Origin of the sequence: Sandarakinorhabdus sp., assembly GCF_032115815.1 — a bacterium.
Taxonomy (GTDB): Bacteria; Pseudomonadota; Alphaproteobacteria; order Sphingomonadales; family Sphingomonadaceae; genus Sandarakinorhabdus.
This window is the reverse complement of the sequence record NZ_JAUMBI010000221.1, coordinates 1-21889: the sequence shown is the minus strand read 5'-3', so window position 1 is coordinate 21889 and position 21889 is coordinate 1. Positions and strand designations below refer to the sequence as shown.

Below are 21889 nucleotides of genomic sequence, written 5' to 3'. Positions count from 1 at the left end.
TGCGGCCACGCAGATAATAAAGCTTGGCGCGGCGAACGACACCGCGGCGGACGACTTCGATGGCTTCGATGCTCGGGCTGTACAGCGGGAACACGCGCTCCACGCCTTCGCCGAAGCTGATCTTGCGCACGGTGAACGACGAGTTGATGCCGCGGTTCGAACGCGCGATGCACACGCCTTCGTAGTTCTGCACGCGGGTACGTTCGCCTTCAACAACGCGCACGCCGACGCGCAGCGTGTCGCCGGCGCGGAACTGCGGGATGCTGCGCTTCTCGGTCAGCTTGGCAATCTGCTCGGCTTCGAGCTGCTGGATGAGATTCATCTCATTCCTCTTTCTTCTGTTGTCGCGCGCCAGAGGGCGGTTGGACCCGATCATCCCCATGATGATCCCACAGATCCGGCCGCCTTGACCGTGTGTCCATATTGGACCGCGCGCGCCGCCATTTGGCGATGCGTGCGTGATCCCCCGATCGCAACTCTTCGGGGATCGCCAGGCCTTCCCATTCGGGGGGCCTGGTATAATGCGGATGTTCGAGCAGGCCGCTTTCGTGGCTTTCCTCGATACCGCTGGAAGCCGCGCCCATTACACCGGGCAGCAGCCGCACGCAAGCATCCATCACCACCAGCGCGGCCACCTCGCCGCCAGACAACACATAGTCGCCAATCGAGACTTCCTCGATGGCGCGACGCTGGAAGATGCGCTCGTCAAAACCCTCGAAACGTCCGCACAGGATGATGGCGCCGGGGCCGGCGGCGAGTTCGCGCACGCGGGCCTGGGTGAGCGGCTTTCCGCGCGGCGTCATCGCCAGCACGGGCCGGCCATCGGCCACCGCATCGATGGCGGCGCTGAGCACGTCCACTTTCAGCACCATGCCCGGGCCGCCGCCGGCCGGTGTGTCATCGACAGTGCGATGCTTGTCCGTGGCGAAATCGCGGATGTTGACGGCGTTGCAAGCCCAGATGCCTTCGGAAAGCGCTCGGCCGGCGATGCTTTGGCCCAGGTGGCCGGGGAACATCTCGGGATAGAGCGTCAGGATTGTCGCCCGCCAGCTCATGCGAGCCCAGTCACGCCAACCACGCGCGGTCAACAATCAGCCGGTCCGCCTCCTCGCGCACCACATCGGCGACGAAGGGCACCATCACCGTGCCGCCGCTCGCCAGCGCGATGTCGAGGATGTCGGAGGCGCCGAAATTCTCGATGGATTTCACGGTGCCAACGGTCGCGCCGGTTTCATCCACCACGCTGCGGCCAAGATAATCGGCAACATAATATTCGCCCTCGTCCAGCGTCGGCAGGGCGGTGCGGAGAACGGTGAGGGTGAGGCCACGCAGCGATTCCGCCACGTTGCGATCGGTCACGCCTTCGAAACGGGCGATGGCGGTGCCCGGCTTGTCGGCGCGGATTGCCGCCAAAACCAAAGCCCGCCCGCCCGCATCGAAGCGGGCGTGACGGGCCAGGGATTGCGCGTCGTCGGTGAACAGCTTCAGCCGCACCTCGCCGCGGATGCCATGGGCGCCGGCAATGGCGGCCAGCACGATCTGATCGGCCGCCATTGCGCGCGTGCCTTAAGCGGCCGTTTCGTCGTCGGCAGCAGCTTCGGCGGCCGGCGTTTCTTCGGCGGCCACTTCTTCAGCAGCAGCTTCAACCGGTGCTTCTTCAGCCGGGGCTTCTTCGACGGCCGGAGCAGCAGCAGCTTCGGCAGCAGCAGCTTCGGCAGCAGCAGCTTCAGCAGCGGCAGCGGCTTCGGCGGCTTCGGCAGCGGCAGCGGCTTCGGCGGCTTCAGCAGCCTTCTGGGCCGCCATTTCGATGCGTTCCTTGGCCTTGGCGCCCGGCTCACCCTTCTTCGGGTTGTTCTGGGCAGCGCGGGTGCGCAGGCCGGCGGCGTCCAGGAAGCGGGCAACGCGATCGGTCGGCTGCGCGCCAACGCCCAGCCAATAGGCAGCGCGATCGGTGTCCAGCTTCACGCGCTCGGCCGAATCCTTCGGCAGCAGCGGGTTGTAGGTGCCCAGCTTTTCCAGGAACTTGCCATCGCGCGGGCTGCGGCTGTCGGAAACGACGATGCGGTAGAACGGACGCTTCTTCATGCCACCACGGGCGAGACGGATCGAGATAGCCATTGGTACTTTTCCTTCAGTTCATTCAGGTGATTGCGGTTATTTTCTGCCAAACTTGTTGAAGCCGGGCGGCAGGCTGCCCATGCCGGGGCGGCCGAACATGCGGCCAACTGCCCCCAAATCGATGGCGCCGCCGGGGCCTTCGCCGCCCGCCGGAGCCGCGCCGTCGGCACCGGGCATTCCGCCCATGCCGGCCAGCATTTTCATCATGCCCTTCATGCCGCCCATCTTCTTCAGGCGCTTCATGGCATTGGCCATTTCCTGGTGCATCTTCAGCACCTTGTTGACATCCTGCACCGTGGTGCCGGAGCCATTGGCAATGCGGATCTTGCGCTTGGCCGTGAGGATTTCCGGTTTGGTGCGTTCCTTGGGCGTCATCGACAGGATGATCGCTTCCATCCGGTCGAGCAGCTTGGGGGCGATCGCGCCTGAATCCATCGCCTTCTTGGCGGCGCCCATGCCCGGCATCATCGCGGCCAGGCCGGAAAGCCCGCCCATCTTCTTCATCTGGGCCAGTTGCTGGCGCAGATCGTCCATGTCGAACTGGCCCTTGGCCAGCTTTTCCGCCATCTTCTCGGCCTGATCGGCTTCGAAATTGGCGGCGGCCTTTTCCACCAGGCCGACGATGTCGCCCATGCCCAGAATGCGGCCAGCCACACGGCGGGCGTCGAACAGTTCGAGCGCGTCCAGCTTTTCGCCGACACCGGCAAAGCGGATCGGCGCGCCGGTCACGCTGCGCATCGAAAGCGCGGCGCCACCACGGGCATCACCGTCCATGCGGGTGAGGATCACACCGGTCAGCGCCACGCGTTCCTTGAAGGCTGCGGCGACATTCACGGCGTCCTGGCCGGTGAGGCTGTCCACCACCAGCAGGATTTCGTCGGGCGTGGTGGCGGTGGCAATCGCGGCCATTTCGGCCATCAGCGCTTCATCGACACCCAGGCGCCCGGCGGTATCGAGCACCACCACGTCAAAGCCCTGCAGGCGCGCCGATTGCCGGGCGCGTTCGGCGATCTGCACCGGCGTCTGGCCGGCGATGATCGGCAGGGTGGCAATGCCGGTCTGTTCACCCAGCACGCGCAACTGTTCCTGGGCGGCCGGACGGGCGACGTCCAGGCTGGCCATCATCACCTTCTTGCGCTCACGCGTCGAAAGCCAGCTGGCCAGCTTGGCGCTGCTGGTCGTCTTGCCCGAACCCTGTAGGCCGACCATCATCACCACGGCGGGCGGGGTGACGGCGATCTTCAGCGGGGTCGGCTCATCCTCGCCGCCGAGCAGTTCAACCAGGCAATCATTGACGATCTTGACGACCTGCTGGCCGGGCGTGACCGACTTGATGACTTCGGCGCCGATCGCGCGCTGGGTGGCGTTCTCGATGAAATCCTTGACGACGGGCAGGGCGACATCGGCTTCCAGCAGCGCCACGCGCACTTCGCGCATGGCGGCACGCACATCGATCTCGGTCAGCGCGCCACGACCACGCAACCGCTCGAAAATGCCGCCAAGGCGTTCGGAAAGACTGTCAAACAAAGCCCTGAGGCCCTTTCGAAAAACCCATTTGCTTCCAAATGGAAACGCGCCGGCGGGCGAAAACTCGCTGGCCGGCGTGCATCCTCGGACGCATGGCCTCCTCCCGGAAGCCGCCGCCTCCTTAAGCGTATGGGGCAGGGCGGTCAAGCACCGTGGGCAAGCCGGGTTTTCATCCACGGCAACGGGCCGCTATCCAGCCTTGCGAACCCATGTTACATCTTCGTGATTGCATGTTGGAAACAAGCAGAAACTTTTCCGAGGCGCCCGGGCGCCGCAACTGGCCGCTTCGGTTGGCCAGACGGGTTCTGGGCGCGCCATTGCCAGCATCCCTGCAAGCCGAACTCACCCGCGATCTGGGCAGTTTCTTCCTGCCGTTGGCTCTTGCCGGGCCGGTGGCCGCCATGCTGGCAATCGCCACCGCGCTCACCGTGCAGAGCCTGCCGGCCCTGTTCTTTGCCGGGCTGGTTCTGGCCGGTATCGCCTTTGTTATCTTCGCCTGCCACGCCGTGCGCGAACCTGGGCCAGACATTGATCTTGGCGAGGTGGAATCCCGCTTTGTGCTGGGCTCCATCATCGTGACGGTCGGCCTGGGCGGCATTGTCTTCGCCGTGCTCAGCCGGCCTTCGCCCTTTGTGGTGCAGGCGGTGGTGGTGATGCTGGGGCTGGCGGTTCTGGGGACGGCCAATGGCACCGGGCAGGTACGGCCGCTGATTGCGCTGGTGCAGTTTCCGGCCATCAGCTTGCCGATTGGCGTTGCACTCATCCGTTTCTGGCCCGCGCCGTGGGGAGTGGGTGCCGGCGTTGGCGTGCTGGTGTTCGGGCTGCTGTGCGTGTCGATGGCCCGCAGTGGCTATGCCGCTCACACCGAATTGATGCTGGCACGCGAAGCGCAGGCGGCGGAACGGCAACGGCTTGAAACCGCCGTGCAGACGCTGAGCCAGGCCATCACCATCCTGGATGCGGCCACGAAGGTGGTTGCCATGAACAGCAGCGCGATGGCGCTGCTGGGTGTGGAGCCGATCGATCCGGCCAATCCGCCCACTTTTGCCGAAATGCTGGCCGATGCGCCAAACTTGCAGACTGCGGCCACCAACCGCGCAGAGTTTCTGGGCCATGCCACGATGCTGGTGGACATGCGCCAGCCGTTCAACGCCGCCTTGCATCTGAACGACAATCGGGTGGTCGATCTGGAATGCCAGCCGGTGCCCGGTGGCGGGTGGGTAACGGTCATGCGCGACAGCACCGGCGAGCATAACGCCATTGCTGAACTCAACCGCGAGATCCGCCGTTGCCCGGTCACGGGGCTGCCCAACCGCCGCGCGTTCATGGAAGAACTGGATCAGCGACTGCTCAGGGGCAGCACCTTTGCCCTGATGATCGTCGATCTGGATGGCTTCAAGCAGGTGAACGACCGTTATGGCCACGCCATGGGCGATCGTGTCATCACGCGGGTCGGGTTCCGGTTGCGTACCGCCGATCCCAGCCTGTTTGCCAGCCGCATGGGTGGTGATGAATTCGCCATCCTGGCCGAAAGCGATGATGAAGAGGGCGCACTGGCGCTGGCCCGCCTGCTGATCGATGCGGTGGATCAGCCGGCGCGGTTCGGTGATGCCGAAATTCAGGTCGGCGCCGCCGTTGGAGTGGCGTTGAGCCCGACCAATGGCATTGCCGGCGAAGAGCTGCTGCGCGCCGCCGATCTGGCGCTGCTGTCGGCCAAAGGCCATCCCGGCAGCCACATCTGCCTGTTCACGCCGGAATTGAAACTGCTTTCGGCCCGCAACGCCGGGGTGGATTCACGCGTGCGATCGGCCCTGCGCGCCGGCAACATCGATGTCGCCTATCAACCGCTTATCGATCTTGAATCCGGCAGGGTGGTGGCGCTGGAGGCGCTGGCGCGCTGGCAGCCCGATGGCGGTGAAGCGGTGGCGCCTGCCGAACTGGTACGCATCGCCGAAGCCCGTGGCCTGGTCGGCACGCTGCGTCGCCTGGTGCTGGAACAGGCCGCTGCCGTGATTGCCGCTATGCCCCAAACCATGAACCTGTGGATCAATGCCTCCGTGCACGATCTGCGCCTGCCCGGAATGGTGGATGAAGTGCTGGCCGAACTGGAAAACGCCGGCCTGCCGCCGCACCGCCTGGCGCTGGAAGTCACCGAAACCGCGCTGATGACCGATGAAGACGCCTGCCGCAGCAATATCGAACGGCTGATCAAGCTGGGCGTGGGCGTGGCGATGGATGATTTCGGCGCCGGTTTCTCTTCGCTCGATCGCTTGCGCCGGCTGCCAATCAACGCCCTGAAGATCTCCGGCTCGCTGCTGTCGGGCGCGCCCGGCCAGGCCGCAGCGGCCGATATCTTCCGGGTTGCTGCCAGCCTGGGCCATTCGATGGACCTGATGCTGGTGGCCGAAGGGGTGGAAAGCCGCGAAGAGCTGGAACTGGCCCGCGCCGCCGGCATTCACCGGGTGCAGGGCTTTGCGCTGTCACCGCCGGTGCCGGCCAATCGCATTCCCGAAGCCATCGCCAACGCCGAAGCAGCGGCAAATGCTGGGCTGCGGCTGCGCGCGGCGAGCTAGAGCAGGCAGCGCAGCCTGCCCTTTTCCCTGGGTCAGTCCTCGGCGCCGGCGAGGGCCCGTGCAAAGTCGCCGGCGTCAAAGGGTTGCAGATCGTCCATGCCTTCGCCGACACCGATGGCGTGAATGGGCAGTTTGAATTTTTCGGCAGCGGCCACCAGCATGCCGCCGCGGGCTGACCCATCCAGCTTGGTCATCACCAGCCCGGTCACACCCGCCACCTGGCCGAACACCTCGATCTGAGACAAGGCGTTCTGGCCGGTAGTGGCATCAAGCACCAGCAGCACATCGTGCGGCGCGCTGGGATCCAGCTTGCCGATCACGCGCTTCATCTTGGCCAGCTCATCCATCAGGCCGGCCTTGTTCTGAAGGCGGCCAGCGGTATCGATGATCAGCACGTCGATGCCTTCGTCCATCGCGCGCTTGACGGCATCAAAGGCCAAGCCGGCCGCGTCGCCGCCCTGTTCGCCGGCCACGATTGGCACGCCCACACGATCGGCCCAGATCTTCAGCTGGGCGATGGCAGCGGCGCGGAAGGTGTCGCCGGCGGCCAGCATGACCGATTTGCCTTGCGCCTTGAACAGGCGGGCCAGCTTGGCGATGGTTGTCGTCTTGCCGCTGCCGTTGACGCCCACCACCAGCACGACCTGCGGCCGGCGCGTGATGGCCAGTGGAAGGGCAACCGGCGCCAGCACTTTTTCCACTTCCTCGGCCACCACCGTGCGGATGCCGGCTTCATCAATCCCCTTGGCGAACTTCTGATCGGCAAGCCGTTCGCGAATGCGGCCCGCCACGGCCGGGCCAAGATCGGCGGCAATGAGCGCTTCCTCGATCTCGTCGAGCCGCTCATCGTCCAGCGGCAGCGTGCCGGTGGCGAGGCCGGTGATATTGTCTGCGAGGCGCTTGGTCGATTTCGCCAGGCCTTGCGTCAGCTTCCCCAGCCAGCTCATGCGAAACGCTCCAGATCAACATCGCCGGTATAGGCAATCACGGCGGGCCCGGCGAGCAGCAGGTGGCCATCGTCGCGCCGCGTCACGCTCAGGTCGCCGCCGGGCAGGGACACACGCACCGCCCGATCCACCAGTCCGCGCCGCTGCGCTGCGGCCACCGCCGCCACAGCGCCGGTGCCGCAGGCCAATGTTGCGCCGGCGCCGCGTTCCCACACACGCAGGATCAGATGATCGCGGGCCGCCACCTGGGCGATGCCCACGTTGACCCGTTCCGGAAACACCGGATCATGTTCGATGATGGGGCCAATGCGTTCCAGTTCCACCGCCGCCGCCTGCGCCACGAAGAACACCACGTGCGGATTGCCCACCGACAGCGCGACCGGATGTTCGAGTTCCTCCCACGCCAGCGGCAGGTTGCCGGTGTCCATCGGATAGGCCAGCGGTACCGCGTCCCAGTCCCATCGCGGTGCGCCCATGTCCACCTCGGCACCGCCAGCACAGGCGTTGCTGTCCAGCATGCCGCCCGCGGTTTCAATGCGGTGCTGCCCGCCGAGCAAGGCTGCTGCGGCCCGGCTGCCGTTGCCGCATGCGGCCACTTCACCGCCATCACTGTTCCAGAAGCGCAGCCGCACATCGGCGCTGGCGCTGGGTTCAATCAGGATCAACTGATCAAAACCGATACCGGTGTGGCGATTGGCCAGCGCACGCACCTGCGCCGCGCTCAGCGCAATCGGCTGTTCGCGTGCATCAAGCACGAGGAAATCATTTCCCAACCCGTGCATCTTGATGAAGTGCGTCATGCACCCGGCGTTAGCCGTTCAGGGCAGCATCCGGCAAGTCATACTCGCCGCGGATCACGGTGCGCGCCTTGCCGGAAAGAATGACGTGCGCGCCTTCCACCCGGCATGCAAGCCGCCCGCCGCGGGCGCTGGCCTGCAACGCGGTGAACGATGGCCGGCCAAAGCGGGCCGCCCACAACGGCGCGATCACGGCATGGGCGCTGCCAGTCACCGGGTCTTCATCCACGCCGCAGGCCGGCACGAACACGCGGGAGAGCACATCAGTATCCTCGCCCGGCGCGGTGGCGATCAGCATCAGGTCCACGCCCGGCGCCAGTGCCAGGATCGCGGCAAAATCAGGCTGCAAGCTGCGGACTTCATCCGGAGAATCGAACACCGCCACCAGATAATCGTGGCCGCGCGCCCACACTTCCACCGGCAGGGTGCCGAGTGCGGCGGAGACGGCGCCTTCCTCCGCCTGAGTCACCGGCCGATCCGCGGGCCAGGCCGGCAAGCGCATCGCCAGCGCATCGCCATCGCGGGCAACGGTCAACAGGCCAGCCTGGCGGGTGAGAAAACGGGCCACCGGCAAATCGGGCAGCGCGTCCAGAACGACATGACCGCTGGCCAGCGTTGCGTGGCCGCACAGCGCGACCTCCAGCTTGGGCGTAAACCAGCGCAACTCGAAATCGGCCTCCGCGCCGTCGTGCGGCACAAGGAACGCCGTTTCAGAAAGATTATTGTCGGCCGCGATGCCTTGCAGCACGTTATCCGGCAGCCAACGCTCAAGAAACATCACCGCCGCCGGATTACCGGTGAAGGCCTCATGGGCAAAGGCATCAACTTGCGTGAACGGCAGGCGCATCAGGGATAGACCAGCCCGAAGTGCCAGCCATCTGCCTTGCGCCAGAACACTTCGCGTTCGTGCCAGCGGCCATCGCGCGCCTGCCAAAACTCAATGCGTTCCGGCACCACGCGCCACCCGCTCCAGCGCGGCGGGCGTGGCACTTCGGCCGGGAAGCGCGCGGCCATATCGGTGAGGCGGGCTTCGAAGGTGGCGCGGTCGGGCAAAGGCCGGCTCTGCAGGCTGGCCCAGGCGCCCAGTTGGGATTCGCGCGGGCGGGTGGCGAAATAGGCGTCGGCCTCCGCATCGCTCACCAGTTCGGCGCGGCCGCCGATGCGCACCTGGCGTTGCAGCGATTTCCAATGGAAATTCAGATGCGTCTGGCTGTTCGCCGCCAACTCGCTGCCCTTCTGGCTGTCGAGATTGGTGTAGAACACAAAGCCGCGTTCATCCCACGCCTTCAGCAGCACGACGCGCAAGGATGGAGCTGCATCCGGCGTTGCCGTCGCGACCGCCATTGCATTGGGATCATTGGGCTCTGCCGCTTCGGCGGCGGCCAGCCATTCGCCGAAACGGGCAAACGGAGCAGTGTGGGGCAACAGGTTCATGGCCGGTGGTTAGCCGCCCCGTTGCCCCCTGTCACCTGTGGTTATGCCGCGCACTTGATGCAGCGCGTCGCCGTGGGCAGGGCGGCCAGGCGGGCAGGGGCGATATCGCCGCCGCACACTTCGCATTCGCCATAATGGCCAGTCTCGATGCGGGCCAGCGCTGCCAATATCTGCTCGGCCTCGTGGATGTGCTGCACTTCCATGCCCTCGTTGGTTGCCAGTTCCTCCAGATCATTGGCCTGATCGGCAAACTTGGCCGAAAGCGGTTGGATGGTGGCCTGTTCCAGTCGGGCGATTTCGGCATGCACTTCGGCCAAGCGTCCCCGCAGAGTGACAGCGATCTCGTTGACATTCATGCCTTTTCTCCTTCCAGGATGGCGGCAATCTGATCAAGCAGCGCCAGCCGTTCCTTTTTCAGGCCTTCCGCATGCGCATCGTCCATCGCCGGGGTCACACCCGTCTCGCTGCGGCGGATTTCATCATCCAGCACGGCATAGCGGTCAGCCAGAGTGCGGAAATGCCGGTCCGTCTCCTTCAGGTGCCGCAACTGGTCGGTGGCGGCGGGAAAGATGTCGTGAAGATCCTGCGGCAGATGGCTCATGTGGTGCTCCCAAGGGTTTGTCTTGCAACCAATGTGGGCCGCCTTGGTTCCGCTTCCCATCGTGGCGATTGCGTATCTGCTGCCGGAATGTGCCGGGCTGCTAACGGCGGCTGGCGGCACGAGAACATTGCGGTTCCGTAACAATCCCGCTATCGCAAGCCCACCCCATCCCCCGCCAGAGGCCCCCGATGATCCGACCCGCTGCCGCCCTGATCCTGATCACCGCAACCCCCGCCTTTGCCCAGCAAGGCCCGGCGCCCGGCGTCCCCACCACCCTTCAGGGCGCCCAGGCCCAACGCCCACCCGCGCCAAAGGCCTGGACCCTCGGCCTTGGCCTCGCCCCCATCGTAGCGCCCGTGTGGCAGGGCAGCCGGGATCACGGCCTGTCGATCTTCCCCGATCTGCGCCTGAATTATAAGGATGCCGTCTTTCTCTCCGTTCCCGATGGCCTGGGCTGGAACGCGGTCAACCAGGATGGGTGGAAGATCGGCCCGCTCGCCAAGCTGCGCTTTGGCCGGCAGGAAAACACCGGCGGCTCTCCCTTCCTCATCACCGGCGGCTCCACGGCGCTGCGCGGCATGGGCGATGTTGGCCTGGCCGGCGAATTCGGCGGTTTTGCCCAGAAAAGCCTGGCGGGTGGCAAGCTGCGCCTGCGTGCCGAAGTGCGGCAGGGCACCGGCGGCCACGATGGCCTGATCGCCGATACCATCATCGGCTGGAGCGACCGCAAAAAGGACGCCAGCCTGTTGTGGAACCTCTCCCTGCGCGCCACCTGGGCCGACAGCGATTATTCCAACACCTATTTCGGCGTCACCGCCGCTCAAGCCCGTGCCACCGGCCTGCCGGCCTTCACCACCTGGTCCGGCCTGATCTCTGCCGGCGTCTCCGGTGCGCTCACCAAGCCGTTGGGCCGCTTCGGCAAAAATGGCGCGCTCACCCTGTTCACCAGCTATGATCGCCTGGGCGATGTGGTGGCGGATTCCTCACTCATCCGCCAGCGTGGCCAGCGCGATCAGGTTTCAGTGGGCCTCAGCTACGGCGTGCGGTTCGGATTCAACTAACCGCTTCAGCCACGCCTCAGGCGACTCTGGCCAATGATCCGCTGCCCATCCCAACGCCGTCGCCGCCACCGGGGCTGCGGCCCACGGTAAGATTGGCCAGCGCCAGGCTCACCAGTTCGCGGTGCAGCGCCGGCGGCTGCGCCTTGAAGCGGGACGAAGCGACGATCTGTTCGATCAGGAATCGCGGCTGATAGGCGGCCAGATCAAGCCCCTGCGTCACAGTCAGATCATGCTCGATCGCGCGGATCTGGCCATCGTCCGCCTCGATGCCGTTGGCCGCCGCCACGCTCTTGAAAATCCGCCGCCAGGCTTCGGGGGAGGGCGGGCCAATCTCCAGCTTGTACGGAATGCGGCGCAGGAACGCCGGGTCCATCAGATCGGCCGGCGCCAGGTTGGTGGAGAAGATCACCACCGTCTGGAACGGCACCCGGAAACTCTTGCCGGTGGCCAGCTTCAGATAATCCACCCGGTTTTCCAGCGGCACGATCCAGCGGTTGAGCAGCGCGGTGGGCGATACCATCTGGCGGCCGAAATCGTCGATCAGCAACACGCCGCCCGCCGCCTTCATGTGCAACGGCGCGGTATAGAAATTGCCGCCGGCCTCATGCTTCAGATCGAGCATCTCCAGCGTCAATTCCCCACCCGTCACGATGAACGGGCGGCGGCACGGCACGAACCGGCCATCGGCCTCATCCCGGTACAGCGAGGTAACCAGGCGCGGCCCGGACTGCACGCCGCCCGGCACGGGCAGATGCACATCGGGATCGAACACCGTCATCACCTGGCCTTCGACCAGCACGGCATAGGGAATGTGGATCACATTGCGGAACACGCGATCAAGCCGCTGTGCCACCGACGTCTTGCCGTTGCCGGGCGGGCCATACATCAACAAGGCGCGGCCCATGGTGATCGCCGGGCCCAGTTTCTCCACCAGTTCATCGGCCACTTCCAGCCCATCAAAGGCGCGGCGCATGCCGTTCCAGTCGATGATCTCGTTGGTCACCTTCTGCCGCTCGATCCAATGGGCATAGATTTCCAGCGGCACCGGTGCCGGCCCGGTATAGCTGGACCGCGCCATCGCCTCACGCGCCCGCGCCTTGCCGGTATCGGTCAACTCAAAACGCATGCCCAACTGGCCGCCGCCAATGGAACCGAGCGCGGCCACCAGCTGCCCGCGCGTCGCCGCCTCCAGCAACTCCGTCACCAGCCCCGGCGGCAAGCGCAACGCGCCACTCAAGTCAGCCGTCGTCTCCGCCGTGCCGACAAACAGGAACTTCAACATCAGATCGATCAGAAACGCCTCGGGCAGGCCCGTTTCCGCCACCGTAGAGGGCTCCACCGGCACACCATCCACGAACTGCGCCAGCGCCTCGGCCGAAATCGCCCCCATCGCCACCAGGTTCGGCCCCAAACGGCCGCCCGCCTCGTGCTGGCGATCAACCGCCTGCGCAATCTGCGCCTGGGTGACCAACCCCGCCGCCACCAGCAATTCGCCAATCTGCATGCTCACCCTCACCAACAATCGCATATCTGCAACGGCCATGCGCAGTTCTCCTGCACTCTAACCGTTCCAGCGACCCCAATCGCGAGACTGTATGTACACGCGAAGAGTTTATGATTTGCGAATCACTTGGAGCATGTGTGCGGAAGGGACGGTTCCACTTGCTTCTTCAGCCCAAGGCCTGGCGTCGCTGCTTCACCGGCGCGGCGGGATTTATTGCCATCGCATGAAGGAAAGCGGGCAGTGAAGGGTGAGATAAGCGCCGGTCCAGCTCCCTTCGCACGCTGCAACCACGATGGATGTGCCGGCCATGACCAATTGGCCGTCTTGTCGTCGCCGTCGGGGCCTGGCGATCGCTTCAGCTGGAACCTGTGGCCCCGGTTTCAATCCTGCCGGATCTTTCGCATCATTTGTTGCCACACAATATGTTGATGAAATCGGCTGCCGCCTGATCCGGCACATCAGCGAGAGTCATGGCGGCGAGGGTGAACGGGGCGATGCCCGGCACTTCATAACAAATCAGGCCGCCTTCCGTGCAGGCCTTCAGCGCGCCCGAGCGCGGCGCCATCGTCACGATCAGGCCGTGCCGCGCCAGGTCCACACAGGCTTTCTGGCTCGACAGGCGAAAACGCGGAAAGCCGGAACGTTGCAGGGCTTCGCGGCGATCGGGTGCCAGATTGGCGGCAAAGCCCGGATCAAAACCGGCGATGGCCCAATCATGCCGGAGCAGGGCATCTGCGTCGCGGTTGGTTGCTGCGGGGTGGGTGGGCCCGCAGAGGAGATGATAGGGTTCTTCGATAACCGGTTGAATCTTGAGGTCGCGCCGGCCGGCAAAGGCCGCGAGCGACCCAGAATGATAGAGCAGCAGTTGCGCGCGGCGTTGCTGCAGGCGTTGGACGGCCATATCGGGCGGCAGATATTCCACCTCTACCCCGATGCCCTTGTGGCTGTGGGCGAAGGCGGAGAGTGCGGCGGGGATGAAGCTTTCAAGGATGGCCGGGCCGCACACGATCGACAGGCGGCGCCCGGCGGCCAGCACGCGGGCCTTGCTTTCTTCGGCATGGGTCAGCAGTTCGGGCGCCAGTTCGATCAGGCGCCGGCCGGCGGCTGTTGGCACCACGGAACGGGTTGTGCGTTCGAACAGGCGGACACCCCACAGTTCTTCGAGCGTCCGGATGCTCTTGGTCATCGCTGAATGGGTGACGCCAACTTCGTCAGCCGCGGCGGAAAAGCTGCCGAGGCGGGCGACGGCTTCAAACCGGCGGATCAGGACGAGATCGAGCGACATGTTCCATTATCTACATAATGAGGCAGAATAACTCAATTGTTGTCCACAACCGGACCACCTAACCAATAGGCGTGCTTTGGGGGAGAGTCCGATGACCGCGATGGAGTTCGTGCGTTCCAACATCGTCCAGTTTTCCGCGCTTGCGTTCCTGGCGATGATTGCGGTTGAACAGATCGCCATCCGGCTGTTCCACCGCAAGGGCAAGACCCCGCTCAAGGACAGCGGGGTGAGTATCGCGATGGGCTTCTTGAGCGAGCCGGCGAATGCTGCCACTGCGTTCATCACCCTGGGCGCGCTGGCGGCGGTGGAACCCTTCCAGATCGCCACCATCCCGGTGACCTGGGCGACCTTCCTGTTGTGTTTCGTGCTGGATGATCTGCGCTTTTATGTGCACCACCGGATTGCGCACCGGGTGCGCTGGGTGTGGGCGATGCATGTCGTCCACCATTCCAGCCAGAATTATAATCTGCCGATTGCCTTGCGCCAATCTTGGACCAAGCATTTCACCGGCACGATGATGCTCAAGATCCCGCTGGTGCTGGTTGGCTTCGATCCGATCATGGTCACGTTTTGCGGGGTGCTGAATGCGACCTACCAGTTCTTCCTGCACACCGAAACGATCGACAGGATGCCGCGCTGGTACGAAGCCATCTTCAACACGCCATCGCACCATCGCGTGCACCACGGCACCAACCCGCGCTATCTCGATGCGAATTATGCCGGCACGCTGATCATTTGGGACAGGTTGTTCGGCACGTTCGAGGCCGAGCGCGCCGATGATCCGCCCATCTATGGCCTGGTCAAGCAGCTCGACACGCTCAACCCGGTGACTGTGCTGACACACGAATATGTTGGCATTGCCCGTGACGCCAGCCAGCGTGATCTGCGCTGGTGGCAGCGGCTGGCCTATGTGTTTGCGCCGCCGGGCTGGAGCCATGATGGATCGCGCGAGACGACCCAATCCATCCGGGCCGCAGCCGGCTTTGCCCCGGACGCCCGCCGCCGGGCGGGCAGCAGCGCGGTGCCCGCCGAATGAGTGCGCTGCTGCCTCAGCATTTCGCCGTGACTGAAGCGGTGGTGGTGGCGGCCGGCGCATTTGCGATGGCCCGAACCGCGCGGATCAACGCCTGGTGGGCCGTGGGGATTGCGCCCTTCATGCTCGCGGCCCTGGTGGGCACCATCAGGATCAGCGCTGGCCTGGCTGGCGACTTCGAACTGGTTCACCAGTTCCTGTCGCGAGCCGGCGCGGTGTTCGGGCTCGGCTGCATGGTTGGCGTGATGGCCGCCCGAACCCCTTGGCTGGCGCCGGTTGTGGGCGGTGCGGCGGGCATATTGGCCGTGCTCATCCCCGGCGCGATGGTGCCGACCTTTTTGGCGCTCACCTTGGTGGGAGCATGGCTGGCGTATCGTGCCGCCGACAAACAGGCGCGACTGGTTGCGGCCAGTTTCACCGTGCTTCTAATCGGGCGGCTCGCTACGGATCCGCTGCGCGCGGCTCATCCGGCGTTGGCCTGGCATCTGTTCCACCTGGCGGTCGCCCTGTGGTTGTTGCTGCTGGCCGTCGTTGTCATTCCGCGGCTGCGGGCACGCTGAGGCTTCAGGCCTTCGCTTTGCGCGCGCGCTTCACGGGCGCGGCGGTTTCTTCCTCCACGGCGCGCGGGGATGCGGCGAGCAGCGGCGCCAGATATTTCCCGGTCCAGCTGGCCTCGCACGCGGCCACTGTTTCTGGCGTTCCGGTCGCCACGATCTGGCCGCCCTTGTCGCCGCCGTCGGGGCCGAGATCGATGATGTGGTCGGCGGTTTTGATCACGTCGAGATTATGTTCGATGACGACGACGCTGTTGCCTTGTTCCACCAGGGCGTGGAGGACTTCGAGGAGTTTGCGGACGTCTTCGAAGTGGAGGCCGGTGGTGGGTTCATCGAGGATGTAGAGCGTGTTGCCAGTGGCGCGGCGGGAGAGTTCCTTGGCCAGTTTGACGCGTTGGGCTTCGCCGCCGGACAGGGTGGTGGCCTGCTGGCCGATCTTGACGTAGCCGAGGCCGACTTCGAGCAGCATGGCCAGTTTTTCGCGGATGGGCGGCACGGCCTTGAAGAACTCCACGCCGTCTTCGATCGTCATGTCCAGGACGTCGGCGATGGATTTACCCTTGAATTTCACTTCCAGGGTTTCGCGGTTGTAGCGGTGGCCGTGGCAGACGTCGCAAGTGACATAGACATCGGGCAGGAAGTGCATTTCGATCTTGATCAGGCCGTCGCCCGAGCAGGCTTCGCAGCGCCCGCCTTTGACGTTGAAGCTGAAGCGGCCGGGTTTGTAGCCGCGGGCGAGCGATTCCGGCAGGCCGGCGAACCAATCGCGGATGTTGGTGAAGCAGCCGGTATAGGTCGCGGGGTTGGAGCGCGGGGTGCGGCCGATGGGGGATTGATCGATGTCGATCACCTTGTCGAGGTGGTTCAGCCCATCGAGGCCATCGTGTGGGGCGGCGAGCAGCCGGGCGCCGTTCAGTTCGCGGGCGGCGGCGTTGTAGAGCGTATCGATGGTGAAGGTGGATTTGCCGCTGCCCGACACGCCGGTGATGCAGGTGAAGGTGCCGAGCGGGATGCTGGCGGTGACGCCTTGCAGATTGTTGCCGCGGGCGTTCTTGACGGTGAGTTTCTTGCCCGATCCCTTGCGGCGCTTGGCCGGGACGGGGATGGAGCGGCGGCCGGACAGATAGGCGCCGGTGATGCTGGTGGGGCTGTCGAGAATATCCTGCAGGCTGCCGGCCGCGACGACTTCGCCGCCGTGGACGCCGGCGCCAGGGCCCATATCGACCACATAATCGGCGAGGCGGATGGCGTCTTCATCATGTTCCACCACCAGCACGGTGTTGCCCAGATCGCGCAGGCGTTTCAGCGTGGTGAGCAGGCGATCATTGTCGCGCTGGTGCAAGCCGATGGAGGGTTCATCGAGCACATAGAGCACGCCGGACAGGCCGGAACCGATCTGCGAGGCGAGGCGGATGCGCTGGGATTCGCCGCCCGAAAGCGTGCCGGATTTGCGATCGAGGTTGAGATAATCGAGGCCGACATTGTCGAGGAAGCCGAGGCGTTCGGTGATCTCTTTCAGGATGCGATCGCCGATGGCGCGTTGTTTGGGCGTGAGGTGATCGGCGACGCCGCGCGCCCATTTCAGCGCCTGGCCGACGGGGCGACGGACGGCGGTGGAGATGGTTTCGCCGGCGATCTTGACGGAGAGCGCTTCGGGGCGGAGGCGATCGCCGTGGCAGACTTCGCAAGGAGAGGGGGACTGGTAGCGCTCCAGCTCCTCGCGGATCATGGTGCTTTCGGTATTGAGGCGCTTTTCGAGGTTGCGGACGACGCCTTCGAAGGTTTTGACGACCTCATAGGCCTTGCGGCCATCTTCGAAGCGCAGCGGGATGGCGCGGCTGCCAGTGCCATAGAGCACGGCGCGGGCGGCTTCATCCGACAGATCGGACCATTTGCTTTTCAGGGTGAAGCCATAGGCGCGGCCGATGCTGGCCAGCACCTGCAGATAATAGGGCGAGGGCGGGTTGGACTTGGCCCATGGCGCAACGGCACCCTTTTCCAGCGTGAGCGCATGGTTGGGGACGATCAGATCGGGATCGAAATGCTGTTTTTCGCCCAGGCCGTCGCAGGCCGGGCAGGCGCCTTGTGGGGCGTTGAAGGAGAACAGCCGAGGTTCGATTTCGGAGATGGTGAAGCCGGAGACCGGGCACGCGAATTTTTCGGAGAAGAGGATGCGGCGCTCGCCTTCCGGTGCATCGGCGGGCGCGTCGGCCAGTTCGACGAAGGCGAGGCCTTCGGCCAGTTTCAGCGCGGTTTCGAAGCTTTCGGCGAGGCGGGACTCAAGGCCTTCCTTCACCGCCAACCGGTCCACCACCACGTCGATGTCGTGCTTGTATTTCTTGTCGAGCGCCGGGGCTTCCTCGATGGCGTAGAACTCGCCGTCGATCTTCACGCGGGTGAAGCCGTCTTTCTGCAGCTGCGCCAGTTCCTTGCGATACTCGCCCTTGCGGCCGCGCACGATGGGGGCGAGCAAATAGAGGCGGGTGTTTTCCGGCAGCGCCATGACGCGATCGACCATCTGACTGACAGTCTGCGCCGTGATCGGCAGGCCGGTGGTAGGCGAATAGGGCACGCCGACCCGCGCCCACAGCAGGCGCATATAGTCGTAGATCTCGGTAACGGTGGCGACGGTGGAGCGCGGGTTCTTGCTCGTCGTCTTCTGCTCGATGCTGATCGCCGGCGACAGGCCCTCGATATGGTCCACGTCCGGCTTGGACATCATCTCCAGGAACTGGCGGGCGTAGGCGGACAGCGATTCCACGTAGCGCCGCTGGCCTTCGGCATAGATGGTATCAAAGGCGAGGGACGACTTGCCGGAACCGGACAGGCCGGTGATCACGGTGAGCGCGTTCTTGGGCAGATCGACGTCCACCCCTTTCAGATTATGCTCCCGCGCACCGCGCACCTGGATATGGTTCAGCATGAGCCCGTATGTTCCACATTTGTTCAGGCCGTGCAAGCCGGCTTGATCCGGGGTTACGAGGCGCAGGCGGGAAGGGCAAGGGCGGCGCTGTCGCGGGGAAGGTCAACGCGAAACACGGCAGAGCCACCCCCGATCAAGCCGGGGGTGGCCGTGCCATGCGAAGCTCTACCAAGCGTTGATAGAGCGAAGAAAGAACAGTGGCTTACAGCCCTGCCAACCGTCGGTTGCGGCCTTCCAGCCACGTACCGGCGAGCAGCGCCGCGATCACCGCGTAGGACCAGAAGATCAGGCCAACCGCATAGGCCCAGGCCATGCCGCCACCAGCAGAGGTGAGGCTGCCAATGTGGACCAACAGGCCGACCAGCTGGAACGCCGTGGCATACATCGGCCAGAAGCGATCACTGGTGAGCGCCAGGGCCAGCAGGCCGAGCAGCAGACCGAAGTCCACCGCCAGCACGCCATATTCCACGTGCTGATATTCGGCGGTGATCATGCGGGTGGCGAGCGTGGCGGCCAGGAAGCCGATCGCGGCCAGTTGTTCGTCACGACCGCCAAACCCGAAGGCCAGCAGCGCCGCAGCGACAACGGTGACAACAGCGAGAATTTCAAGAAACATCGTCCATACTCCAGACGAGAAGCGGTGGCTGACGCATCGGCGCCGGCAACCAAGTTTCAGCTGAAAAAGGCGCTTGCCTGGATCATGCCGCGATGGTGAGGTGGCGGCGCGGAGCGACCGTCTCGTCGAGGCGGGCTTCTTCGGGCGGGCAGTTGCCCATGAAGTTCACGGCGTCGAGGCCGATCTGGGTCTGCGCGGCGCGCAGGGCGGCGTGGGTGGCGATGATGCGCGAACGGGCCTGAACCAGCTGCTGGCAGGTTTCCATGGCACCCATCAGGGCGTCCTGACCGATGCAGGCGGCCAGATTGGCTTCCTGGGCGGCCATCGGCATGACGGCGGTGAGTTGGGCCACGGCCGACACGGCGGCGTTGATGGCGGCTTCAGCGGCGAACAGTTGCTCGGCAACCTTGTTCGCGGCGATACGGCGTTCTTTCAGCATAGCACAATCCTTTTTGAGAAAAGAACTGGCGGCTGATACGCGCAGCCAGTTGGTTAGACGCCCTTCCGGACGCCACGCAACTGGTTCCGGAAGCTCTAAACGAGTGTCTTTAATGCAGCCAAAGCAGCGAGAATGCCGCCGAAGCTCAGCGCAGAGGCCATGGCGATCCCCATGATCCAGCCAAGCCTTTGGCCGATCCCGAGATCATTCTTCTGGCCCCACGGACGTGTGGAGTGGAATGGCCGGGCACCAATGCCAGGGTCGGGGGCTGCAATGCCCGGCCAATCCGTTGCAAGCGTCGCCGAAGCGATATTGCCTGGTGATGCACCGGGTTGGGCGAGGGAGCCACCTGATGGACCAACATCCAGCCTGCCAGAGGTTGGGTGCAGCGTGCTTGCGAGGGATCCATGTTCTAGCTGATTGGGGTCGCTGGAACGATTGGAGGCTGCACCCGGATCCTGAGAAGCCGGTGCCCCAATCGTCGCTGATTTCGCGTCGTCAGCAATCTCCGAAGCTTGGTATATCAATTCCTGATACGCATCGCCGGTGCTGTTATCAGCGACGGGCTGGGCGATACCAAGGAGAATCTCGGTGTGGACGAGGGCGCGGGCAGCCTCGATCCGGTTGGTGACCTCAAGCTTCCGTATGGCCTGGCGCAGCCGCATATCAACGGTATGCGGCGACACACCGAGCTGGCGCGCGATGTCCTTGCTGGTCATGTGCTGGAAAACAAGGCGGAGGCAATCGCGCTCCGCATCGGTCAAAAGCGTCACGCGCGGGTTGCGCGGGCTATCTGGGTCTTGCCGTGTTGCCACAATAGAACACAGTGACTGGAAGGCGGCAAAGTCAAGCGTTGCCACGCCCGCACCCCCGATATTGTTTGAAATTCGACCACTCAGCATAGCCGCGACCCCATGCGACACGAGAACCAACCTGATTTATGTGCCTTTCCCTCAAGGGAAACAAGGCAAAACACACGTTTTGATGGCGACTGAATGCCACAATGTAACGAACATAAACCATTTTGCAGGGGTTTGGCAAGGTTTGTTGGGATAAAGCGTCAAACCCTGCCACCAACCCCAGCGAATCCCGCTCGACAGCGAATCACCCGAAGAATCGACTCACGCCCGGCCAGCCTCTCCAAACATGGGCTTTCAAGCGTTGGTAAGGCCTGTCACGATGCTGACTTATCAATGATTGAGATGGGGCTTGATAGGCTGATGGGCTGGGAATCAGAGATTGATGAGCTTGGTCGCCGCCGCATTGCTGCGCATGGCATGGGCGGGCCGGAGAAACTCACGCGCCAGCGCGACCAGGGCAAATTGAACGTGCGCGAGCGGCTGGCGGCGCTGGTTGATCCCGGCAGCTTCCACGAGGTGGGCGAGCTTTCCGGTTTTGCCCGTTATGATGACGCCGGCGAGATGACCGGGTTCCAGCCCGCCAATTTCCTGTTTGGCAACGCCACGATCGATGGCCGGCCGGTGGTGGCGACGGCCGACGATTTCACCGTGCGCGGCGGCGCAGCTGATGCCAGCCTGCACCGCAAGCTGATTGCAGCGGAACAGCTGGCCAGTGAATATCGCCTGCCGCTGATCCGCATGATCGAAGGCACCGGCGGCGGCGGCAGCGTGCGCACGCTGGAAAGCGCCGGTTACACCTATATCCCCGAAATTCCCGGCTGGGAGTTGATGACAGCCAATTTGAGCAAGGTGCCGGTGGTGGCGCTTGGCCTGGGGCCGGTGGCCGGGCTGGGCGCCGGCCGGATGGTGATGGCGCATTATTCGCTGCTGGTGGATGGGTTGGCGCAGATGTTCGTCGCCGGCCCGCCGGTGGTTGCCGCTGCCGGGGAGCATCGCACCAAGGAGGAACTGGGCGGTGCGGCGATCCATGCCGCTAATGGCGCCGTGGATGATCGGGTGGCGAGCGAGGCCGAAGCCTATGCCCGCACACGCTGGTTCCTTTCCTATCTGCCATCGTCGGTGGAGGAACTGCCGGCCCGCGCGGCCTGCCGCGATCCGGCGGACAGGGCTGATGAATGGCTGATCGGCGCGGTGCCGCGCGATCCGCGCCGGCTCTATCCGGTGCGGCCGATCGTGGAAGCGGTGGTTGATAAGGGCAGTTGGTTCGAGATCGGGCGGGAGTGGGGCACCGGCGTGGTGACGGGCCTGGCGCGGCTGGATGGCTGGCCGGTGGCGATCGTCGCCTCCAACCCGGAAAGTCTGGGCGGGCTGTGGACGGCCGCCACCGCGCGCAAGGTCGAACGCATGGTCGATCTGGCGGATACATTCCATCTGCCGATCATCCAGCTGGTTGATAATCCCGGTTTCCTGATCGGGCGGCGGGCGGAGGAAGAGGCCACAATCCGTTGGGGTTCCAGGGCCTTAGCTGCCATATATCAATCATCCGTACCCTGGGCGTGCGTGGTGATGCGCAAGGCCTATGGCATGGCGGGCAGCGGCCACGCGCCGGCCGATCGC

At 64.6% G+C, this 21889-nt stretch carries 22 protein-coding genes; 5 read left to right on the top strand and 17 right to left on the bottom strand.

All coding sequences use genetic code 11. The features are described 5' to 3' along the window. From rplS to ffh, 5 genes are all read right to left on the bottom strand, one after another. A partial coding sequence (gene rplS / locus RT662_RS12905) for a 50S ribosomal protein L19 (RefSeq protein WP_313671111.1) occupies window positions 1–322 on the bottom strand: 322 nt, incomplete at its 3' end. A gap of 1 nt (window position 323) precedes the next feature. After that, entirely contained in the window at window positions 324–1055 is a 732-nt protein-coding gene (gene trmD, locus RT662_RS12900) for a tRNA (guanosine(37)-N1)-methyltransferase TrmD (protein WP_313671110.1), read from the bottom strand. Window positions 1056–1065: 10 nt separating this feature from the next. Further along, entirely contained in the window at window positions 1066–1554 is a 489-nt protein-coding gene (rimM, locus tag RT662_RS12895; RefSeq protein WP_313671109.1) for a ribosome maturation factor RimM, read from the bottom strand. Between the two features lie 12 nt (window positions 1555–1566). Next, window positions 1567–2118, bottom strand: coding sequence for a 30S ribosomal protein S16 (gene rpsP, locus RT662_RS12890; RefSeq protein ID WP_313671108.1), 552 nt, complete (start codon window positions 2116–2118; stop codon window positions 1567–1569). Between the two features lie 36 nt (window positions 2119–2154). Next, window positions 2155–3645, bottom strand: coding sequence for a signal recognition particle protein (ffh, locus tag RT662_RS12885; RefSeq protein WP_313671107.1), 1491 nt, complete (start codon window positions 3643–3645; stop codon window positions 2155–2157). 317 nt (window positions 3646–3962) lie between these two features. Here ffh and RT662_RS12880 point away from each other — a divergent pair, with 317 nt between their 5' ends. Next, entirely contained in the window at window positions 3963–6218 is a 2256-nt protein-coding gene (locus tag RT662_RS12880; RefSeq protein WP_313671106.1) for an EAL domain-containing protein, read from the top strand. Window positions 6219–6250: 32 nt separating this feature from the next. On the opposite strand, the gene ftsY is transcribed toward RT662_RS12880, so the two are convergent. The 6 genes from ftsY to RT662_RS12850 are packed head-to-tail and all read right to left on the bottom strand — an operon-like array spanning window position 6251 to window position 9997. After that, window positions 6251–7165 carry a signal recognition particle-docking protein FtsY gene (gene ftsY / locus RT662_RS12875; protein WP_313671105.1) on the bottom strand — a complete coding sequence of 305 codons (915 nt, stop codon included), beginning with the start codon at window positions 7163–7165 and terminating at the stop codon, window positions 6251–6253. Beyond that, window positions 7162–7965: a diaminopimelate epimerase gene (dapF, locus tag RT662_RS12870; protein ID WP_313671104.1), complete on the bottom strand. Its 804-nt coding sequence runs from the start codon at window positions 7963–7965 to the stop codon at window positions 7162–7164. The genes ftsY and dapF overlap by 4 nt, the downstream gene beginning before the upstream one ends. A gap of 10 nt (window positions 7966–7975) precedes the next feature. Next, window positions 7976–8809, bottom strand: a complete 834-nt coding sequence (locus tag RT662_RS12865; RefSeq protein WP_313671103.1) for a PhzF family phenazine biosynthesis protein — start codon at window positions 8807–8809, stop codon at window positions 7976–7978. Then, window positions 8809–9396 (bottom strand): pyridoxamine 5'-phosphate oxidase, encoded by a 588-nt coding sequence (gene pdxH, locus RT662_RS12860; protein WP_313671102.1) that lies wholly within the window; start codon window positions 9394–9396, stop codon window positions 8809–8811. Before pdxH ends, RT662_RS12865 begins: the two co-directional genes overlap by 1 nt. A gap of 41 nt (window positions 9397–9437) precedes the next feature. Further along, entirely contained in the window at window positions 9438–9752 is a 315-nt protein-coding gene (locus RT662_RS12855) for a TraR/DksA C4-type zinc finger protein (protein ID WP_313671101.1), read from the bottom strand. Then, window positions 9749–9997: a YdcH family protein gene (locus RT662_RS12850; protein ID WP_313671100.1), complete on the bottom strand. Its 249-nt coding sequence runs from the start codon at window positions 9995–9997 to the stop codon at window positions 9749–9751. The genes RT662_RS12855 and RT662_RS12850 overlap by 4 nt, the downstream gene beginning before the upstream one ends. 188 nt (window positions 9998–10185) lie before the next feature. Between RT662_RS12850 and RT662_RS12845 the strand changes: the two genes are divergently transcribed. Then, window positions 10186–11058: a MipA/OmpV family protein gene (locus RT662_RS12845; RefSeq protein WP_313671099.1), complete on the top strand. Its 873-nt coding sequence runs from the start codon at window positions 10186–10188 to the stop codon at window positions 11056–11058. Between the two features lie 16 nt (window positions 11059–11074). Here the strand turns inward: RT662_RS12845 and RT662_RS12840 are convergent, their stop codons facing one another. Then, window positions 11075–12601 (bottom strand): hypothetical protein, encoded by a 1527-nt coding sequence (locus tag RT662_RS12840; protein WP_313671098.1) that lies wholly within the window; start codon window positions 12599–12601, stop codon window positions 11075–11077. Window positions 12602–12965: 364 nt separating this feature from the next. Beyond that, complete coding sequence (locus RT662_RS12835) at window positions 12966–13847, bottom strand: LysR family transcriptional regulator (RefSeq protein ID WP_313671097.1); 882 nt, start codon at window positions 13845–13847, stop codon at window positions 12966–12968. A 91-nt stretch (window positions 13848–13938) separates the two neighbouring features. Between RT662_RS12835 and RT662_RS12830 the strand changes: the two genes are divergently transcribed. Together RT662_RS12830 and RT662_RS12825 are read left to right on the top strand one after the other, a co-directional pair. After that, complete coding sequence (locus RT662_RS12830) at window positions 13939–14883, top strand: sterol desaturase family protein (RefSeq protein WP_313671096.1); 945 nt, start codon at window positions 13939–13941, stop codon at window positions 14881–14883. Then, on the top strand, window positions 14880–15440 hold the full coding sequence (locus RT662_RS12825) for a hypothetical protein (RefSeq protein ID WP_313671095.1): 561 nt from the start codon (window positions 14880–14882) through the stop codon (window positions 15438–15440). Before RT662_RS12830 ends, RT662_RS12825 begins: the two co-directional genes overlap by 4 nt. A gap of 4 nt (window positions 15441–15444) precedes the next feature. Here the strand turns inward: RT662_RS12825 and uvrA are convergent, their stop codons facing one another. The 4 genes from uvrA to RT662_RS12805 all read right to left on the bottom strand — a co-directional run bounded on the left by uvrA (window position 15445) and on the right by RT662_RS12805 (window position 20272). Then, complete coding sequence (gene uvrA / locus RT662_RS12820; protein WP_313671094.1) at window positions 15445–18357, bottom strand: excinuclease ABC subunit UvrA; 2913 nt, start codon at window positions 18355–18357, stop codon at window positions 15445–15447. 202 nt (window positions 18358–18559) lie between these two features. Continuing rightward, window positions 18560–18973: a hypothetical protein gene (locus RT662_RS12815; protein WP_313671093.1), complete on the bottom strand. Its 414-nt coding sequence runs from the start codon at window positions 18971–18973 to the stop codon at window positions 18560–18562. A gap of 82 nt (window positions 18974–19055) precedes the next feature. Further along, entirely contained in the window at window positions 19056–19412 is a 357-nt protein-coding gene (locus tag RT662_RS12810; protein ID WP_313671092.1) for a hypothetical protein, read from the bottom strand. Between the two features lie 95 nt (window positions 19413–19507). Continuing rightward, window positions 19508–20272 (bottom strand): helix-turn-helix transcriptional regulator, encoded by a 765-nt coding sequence (locus tag RT662_RS12805; RefSeq protein WP_313671091.1) that lies wholly within the window; start codon window positions 20270–20272, stop codon window positions 19508–19510. A 360-nt stretch (window positions 20273–20632) separates the two neighbouring features. On the opposite strand from RT662_RS12805, the gene RT662_RS12800 reads away from it, so the two are divergent. Then, window positions 20633–21889, top strand: a 1257-nt coding sequence (locus RT662_RS12800; protein ID WP_313671090.1) for an acyl-CoA carboxylase subunit beta, incomplete at its 3' end; no start/stop codon positions are given.